Source organism: Rhodopirellula maiorica SM1 (genome assembly GCF_000346295.1).
Classification (GTDB): Bacteria; Planctomycetota; Planctomycetia; order Pirellulales; family Pirellulaceae; genus Novipirellula; species Novipirellula maiorica.
This window is the reverse complement of sequence record NZ_ANOG01000099.1, coordinates 1-6,678: the sequence shown is the minus strand read 5'-3', so window position 1 is coordinate 6,678 and position 6,678 is coordinate 1. Positions and strand designations below refer to the sequence as shown.

Annotated in this window: 3 protein-coding genes and 1 pseudogene; all 4 read right to left on the bottom strand. The window is 54.4% G+C overall.

The window, feature by feature from the left end:
- Window positions 1-26: 26 nt before the first annotated feature.
- The gene (locus RMSM_RS02855; RefSeq protein ID WP_201766991.1) at window positions 27-1,868 is read right to left on the bottom strand and encodes a sulfatase-like hydrolase/transferase; all 1,842 of its coding nucleotides are present in this window, start codon (window positions 1,866-1,868) and stop codon (window positions 27-29) included.
- A gap of 55 nt (window positions 1,869-1,923) precedes the next feature.
- Window positions 1,924-3,258 (bottom strand): sulfatase family protein, encoded by a 1,335-nt coding sequence (locus RMSM_RS02850; RefSeq protein ID WP_040763805.1) that lies wholly within the window; start codon window positions 3,256-3,258, stop codon window positions 1,924-1,926.
- Window positions 3,259-3,726: 468 nt separating this feature from the next.
- Window positions 3,727-4,815, bottom strand: coding sequence for an alpha/beta hydrolase (locus RMSM_RS02845; RefSeq protein ID WP_008691300.1), 1,089 nt, complete (start codon window positions 4,813-4,815; stop codon window positions 3,727-3,729).
- A gap of 264 nt (window positions 4,816-5,079) precedes the next feature.
- Window positions 5,080-6,398, bottom strand: a pseudogene (locus RMSM_RS02840) (DUF1501 domain-containing protein).
- Window positions 6,399-6,678 lie beyond the last annotated feature (280 nt).

Genomic DNA, 6,678 nt, shown 5'->3' with positions numbered 1-6,678 from the left:
AACGACCCACCGGTTGTCCCTCGCGGTCAACGATCACTTTCTCGCCAGTGTGCGACAGGATTCGGTCGTCCTTTTTCTTCGTAAAGCATCCCGTTGTAATTGGGGTTGTCGGCGACCACATCACACTGGTAACCGGTCACGATATCCAAGCCCAGATCGGGCCGCGATGTGCCGCGATACTGCAGCCCGCTGTTGCCGCCGGCGGTCACTCTGACTTTGACTCGCAAATCGAAATTGCGGATCGTCGAGTTTTTCCAAGTGATAAAACGGTTCATTTTTAGCGAACCATCGGTGACACCGGTCAACGCACCGTCCTGGACCGACCAATACTTCGGATCGCCCGACCACTGACGCAGCGACTTGCCATCGAACACGCGGACGAAGCCGTCTTTGTCAGGGCGAGTGCCGACTGCCGCCGAAGCCTCGGGATGAGGTACCGTTGAGGGCGAGAAGTTTTTCAACGGATCGAGCGGTCCGCCCAGTTCTGCAACACGCTCGGTGGTCCGCTGACGCATCGCTTTGAGTGTTTCGGCATGTTCCGGATCCGAGGCCAGATTGACCAATTCGTTGGGGTCGTTTTTTAGATCGTGCAAAAATTCGTGGTTGCCATGGTCAAAATAACGAACGTACTTGTATCGCTCGTTACGGATGCCTTCGTAGGCCGGAATGCGATTGCGAACGGCAAAGTGTTCGTGAAACGATTCCGTTCGCCAATTTGCTGGTTTCTCGGACTCGACGATCGGTTTTAGACTGTGTCCCTGATAACGTTTGGGCACTTCGACATTGGCCCAATCCAAAAACGTCGCGGGCAGATCCAAGTTCAATGCAATCGCATCGGCGACTTTTCCTTGCTGTGTTTTGGGTACTCGCGGGTCGGCAACAATCATCGGCACGCGAAGACCCTCTTCGTAATGCGACCACTTGCCGGCAAACCCTCGGTTGCCCATGTAGTAACCGTTGTCGGCCGAGTAAACGATAATCGTATTGTCGGCCAATCCGGCTTCTTCGAGTGCCGCGATGAAACGGCCGATCGCACCATCGATACCGCTGACCATGCGGTAATAGGCTCGCATATTGGTTTGGTATTTTTCGTCGGTATTCCAACGCCAAAAATAACGCTCGCGATTGATCGTGGTTTTCAAAAAGTCGGGTTGCCCGTCGAAGATCGCGGGATCGCCGAGTCGCGGTGGGGCGATTTGGACGTCTTCGTACATGCCGTCAACGGCGCGAGGCCACGGGAAATGCCCGATGCCAGGGCGACGATCACCGTCTTCGGCGTGACAAGCGTTGAACCACATGTTCAGCGCGAATGGTTTGTCCTTGGGCAGGTTCTTTACAAACTCGATACCGCGATCGACGATCAATTCGGTTTCGTGACGCAAGCTGCCATCGGCTTGTTTTTTGTAGTACGGGTTTCGCCCAATCGCTTCGAACTCGTCAAAGTGCTCTTGGTTTCGATATCCCGCTGGCATCTTGGCGTGCCATTTGCCGAAGTAGCCGGTGCGATAACCGTTTTCTCGCAATAGGTCGCTGTACAAGGTCTCCACTGCATCGGCTCGTGCTACGTCTGGATTCGCCGCGGTGCCGTAACTGCGTCCGGTCAATCCCGACAGGATGGTGGTGCGGCTGACCCAGCAGATTGCTTGGCTGACAAACGCGTTTTCGAAACGTGTACCGCGAGCGGCCAATCCATCGATGTTGGGCGTTTGAATGACGTCATTGCCATAGCAACCCAGCGTGCTGGTGGTTTGATCATCGGCAAAGAAGAACACGATGTTCGGACGTTGGTCGGCATAACCACGACCCGGCGCCAGTACACATAGTGATGCAAGGACAAGAGAGAGTACAGTGAGATGTTTTATTTGCATGACAGCGGAAAACTAAGGGAAAGGGGGATTTCAGGAAGTGACACGCATGACGGCGTTACTCAAAATCACTCGTCAGCTCGGTTCGCAAATCGAGCAGTCGCTGAGTGATATCAGGTTTTGATTTCGCGAGATTCTTGGTCTCACCAATGTCTTGGTTGAGATCCACTAAAAACAGTTTGTCTTTCAATCGGCCACCCTCTTTGCGTTGGGTTTCGTTTGCCGAGGTGTCTCGAGGATTGCCAATCAATTTCCAGTTTTTGTCGCGGACAGCCCACTGAGCGTTTTTGCCGCCACCGCCGAATTGCCAATAAAACGGTTTGCGTGGCGGCTTCGCATCATCGCTTAAAACGTCGGCAATCGAAACTCCATCCAAGGTGTTGTCAGGCGGTTTTACGTCGCAGAGCTGGCACAGCGTTGGCAACCAATCACACGCGGTCATGAATTGGTCACGCGTTTGGCCCGCTGGAAATTTTGGCGGAAAACGAACAACCGCGGGCACGCGTATGCCGCCTTCGAATAGCGAAAATTTCGCTCCCCGATAATGCCCCGCGTTGCCGCCGCCACCAAAGGCTCGGATTTCGGTGCTATGCCCGTGGTCGGCTTGGTAGATGACAATCGTGTTTTCAGCCAAACCATTGCGATCGAGATGCGCAATCACTTCGCCAATGTACTGATCCATTGTCGATAAAAAAGCACCGTACTCGCGGCGAGGTGATGGCAAATCCTTGTAACGCTCGAGCCACTCGGGCGTTCCTTGATACGGATAGTGCGGCGCATTGAACGCCCAATACAGCAGCCATGGTTGGTCGGACGGTTTGTCAATAAACGTTTTGCAGCGATCCACCATCAACTGAGGGAAATACTCACCCGGTCGATGGACTTCGCGTCCATTGTCAAACAAATCGTGGCGGTTCGGCCCGGCCCAGAAAAAGAAGTGCGAGTAGTTGTCGATGCAGCCTCCGAGGTGGCCAAACCAATCCTCAAAACCTTGCCCCTTCGGATTCTTGTCAACCGTATGACCGAGATGCCACTTGCCGACTTGTCCGGTGCGATAGCCCGCGTCACGAAAAACTTCGCCAATCGTGACTTCTTCGGTCCGCAGTTCGCCGTTGCCCGGTTGTCCCGCTCGTGCCGGGTAACGCCCCGTCAATAGCCCCACTCGGCTCGCCGAACACACCGGTGCGGCCGAGTACATCTGAGTCAGCAGCAGTCCTTGGTTGGCCAAGCGATCCAAGTTCGGCGTCTGCAAATCGGTGATGCCCATGCATCCAAGATCGATCGAACCTTGGTCATCCCCGTAGATGATCAATACATTCGGTTGTTCGCCCAGTGAAGGTTTCGCGAACGAGATCAGCAAGATGGCGGCGGCAATCCAGGAAAATCGAATCATTGTCGACACTCTTCGGCAGTCGCCACCCCTGGTTCCCAGTCTCCCGCCTGGCAACCCGATGAATTGCAGGCTCCTGCCTGCTGAGCGTACAAAGACGAGGCGGGAGCCTTGAAAGCAGTGCGTTTCTAGGCAGGAGCCTGGGAACGAGCGTTTTTTGGTGGCGTTCACCGAGCAGTGTCTCATTTTTGGGTTGGGTTAGGAGAAGCCGGCAGCGGCGTGGCACAGGCCGATTGAACGTTGGTGAAATTAGACAGGCGGCCTCTCACCGCACCCATACTACATAAACGGTATGCGTATTACCCGGTGCTTTACGGCGAATGCCATCTACTTTGGCACCAAGCGGGGAATGTTCGAGTCGTGGAATTCACCAGAATCCCCGCATTTGCTATTGCATCACCAGGAACTCTGGCGAGTCCCACTGCGAAAGTAGATGGCATTGGCCTTACGGCCCACGGATTCAATTGATGATCATTCGGCGTGATAGCCTCGCCACATCCATACCAGCGTATCGGCCAGCGTGTGTTCGAATACCTTGCGATCACAGTGCCGTGTCGCTCGGCTGAATACGTAGCGGTAATCATATCCCTTTGCCTCCAGTGCCGCGGCAGTCCGCTCGTTGGCCATCACCCAATTGTGATACGTTCGCTCAGGATCGTTCGCTCGATTGTCGTTCTCGGATACATGGGTAAAGATCCGCAGCGGTTTCTTTTCACTGTTTGCGATCAACTTCATGCTCGAATGGTATTCCCAAGCACCAAGCGGATAGTCGGCTTCTTCGGGAGCATCGTCGTCTTGTTGGTCAACGAAGGTGCCTGAGTACGTGATTAGCCGGCGAAACAGGTCGGGGCGAAACCAACCCATCGTCAGCGCCGCTGCGCCTCCGGAACTGCATCCCATCACCGCTTTGCCCCACGGGTTTTCGGTGAAGGCAATATTGGGATAGGCCGCTTTGATCTTTGGGTTGTTGAGCACGGCGGGCAGAACTTCGTCGTTGACGAATCGGGCGAATCGGTCGGACATGGTGTCATACTCAAGTCCCCGTTCACTTCCCTTGCCATCGTTGCCACCATTTTGGACCGCGATCGCGATAAAGGCCGGCAGCTTGCGATGGGGGTTTTTTGAAATCGTCAAATTATCAAGGGCGTTGCGGACCAAATCCAACCGGCTTGGACCGTCCATCGTGACCAAGATCGGTGCCTTACTTCCGTCCACGTAGGCGGCGGGAACATAGACAAAGATCTTTCGTTCCTTGCGGACTTCCTTATTCGGATTGAGCGTCGTGTCATTGCCTGGGAAAATTTTGCTGTCGGCAAGCGGCATCGTGAATTCAAAGTACTTGCCTTTGGGATTTCCTTGGTCCTTCAAATCGGCAGCGATCGCGTAGTGGGGGCCGACGATGTGTTTACCGTTGCCCTCCGTTCCTGGATTCTCGGAATAGGTTTCCGCAGCGACCGTGGGATGACAAATCCCCAGCAATAGCATGGCGAAACAATAGAAAACGGACGTCAAGCGAACCATTGATTTCATGAACATCGTCAGATTTTGCAGGGAGAGCATGAGGTGAGAGTGGTGAGGGGACGCTATTCTACTTGCAATCCCCACCCGTCGCTGTCGTGTTTCGGCAGAAATCGCAAGGCGATCTACCCGAAGAATACGAACCCCCGAAAATCACCGATCGATGTGGCGAGGCGCCCAAGCGTAAGGACGCAGGATCATGCCGGATCGGCGCAAACGGGGGCCTTTTCGAATGAGCTTCGGAGCGATGTGAGATTCTTAATTACGTCCGCCGATCCGGCATCGACGCCGTTTGCTTGATCCGGCCTACGCGATCACGTCGTCGATGATGCGGCCGTGGACATCGGTCAGCCGGAAATCGCGACCGGCATAGCGGTAGGTCAATTTTTTATGATCGAATCCCATCAACTTCAGCATCGTAGCGTGCAGGTCATGAACATGGACGCGGTTTTCAACCGCTTTGAACCCGATCTCGTCGGTCGTCCCAATCGTCTGGCCTCCTTTGACACCGCCGCCGGCCATCCACATGGTAAAGCCATGATGGTTATGGTCTCGGCCGTTCATCTTGCCTTGGTTTGAACCCTTCTTGGGCATTTCCACCACGGGAGTCCGGCCAAATTCGCCGCCCCAGATCACCAGTGTTTCTTCGAGCAAACCGAGACGTTTCAGATCGGCCAACAACGCTGCGATTGGCTGGTCAACTTGGCCTGCCAACCGCTTGTGACCGGCGTTCAGGTCGTCATGGTTGTCCCAGGGCTGTCCGGCTCCGGTGTAAAGTTGAACGTACCGTACGCCGCGTTCGACCAAGCGGCGAGCGATCAATGTTTGCCTCGCAAAATCACCCGGTCCATAGGCGTCCCGTACCGCCGAGGTTTCTCGCGACACATCAAACGCATCCGTCGCTTCGTATTGCATCCGATACGCCAATTCGAATGATTCGATTCTGGATTCCAATCGCGGGTCTTCTGGACGCTCGGATGCATGCTGATGATTTATCGACGCCAACAGATCCAATTGTTGACGTTGGTCGTATTCCGAGACTCCGGGCGAGCGAATGTTGTCGATCAGTTTTTCGACACGCTCGTGACGCGAATCAATATAAGTGCCTTGGTACTTACCCGGCAGAAAACTGTTTTGCCAGTTCTGCGACTCTTTGATCGGATAGCCGCCTGGACACATGACAATAAACGACGGCAGGTTTTCATTCTCGCTGCCTAGCCCATACGTCATCCACGATCCGACACTGGGGCGGACCAGTCTCGCTTCGCCCGTGTTCATCAACATCAGCGACGGTTCATGATTGGGCACATCGGCGTGCATGGAATTGATCACACAGATGTCATCGATATGTTCCGCTGTTTTGGCAAACAACTCGCTGACGTGGATTCCACTTTCCCCGTACGGTTTGAACTTGAACGGGGACCCCATCACGTTTCCCGTGGGACGTTCTGTTTTCAGCGTCCCGGTCGGTGCCGTTTTGCCATCGAACTTGGCCAATGCCGGTTTGTAATCGAACGTATCGACATGACTCGGACCACCGTTCATGAACAGATGGATGACATATTTCGCCTTGGGAGAAATTGCAGCGGTGATGAGCCTCCCGCCATCGCGTCTCGGCTAAGCATGTCGCCAAGTGCGACCGCGCCAAAACCAGTACCACATCGGCGCAACATTTCACGACGCGAAATTGAAGACGAAAATGGATTCATCGAATCGCACTCAGAGAGAGGAAGGGGGGGAGGAGAGAGTGGGAGGTGGGAGATCTCAGGACGCTTTTATTCTAATGAATATTGCCAGCGTGTCGTGGGCAATTCTCAGGCAGTTAGGCAGGAGTCTTTCAGCATAGTAGCCGCTTTGCGCTAGCCACAGTTTCTTCACCACCTAACCGTGGCTAGCGCCAAAACG

Excerpts from the sequence above, each read along its gene's own strand:
- RMSM_RS02855 (WP_201766991.1), bottom strand. The coding sequence starts at position 1,868 with ATGCAAATAAAACATCTCACTGTACTCTCTCTTGTCCTTGCATCACTA.
- RMSM_RS02850 (WP_040763805.1), bottom strand. The coding sequence starts at position 3,258 with ATGATTCGATTTTCCTGGATTGCCGCCGCCATCTTGCTGATCTCGTTC.
- RMSM_RS02845 (WP_008691300.1), bottom strand. The coding sequence starts at position 4,815 with ATGCTCTCCCTGCAAAATCTGACGATGTTCATGAAATCAATGGTTCGC.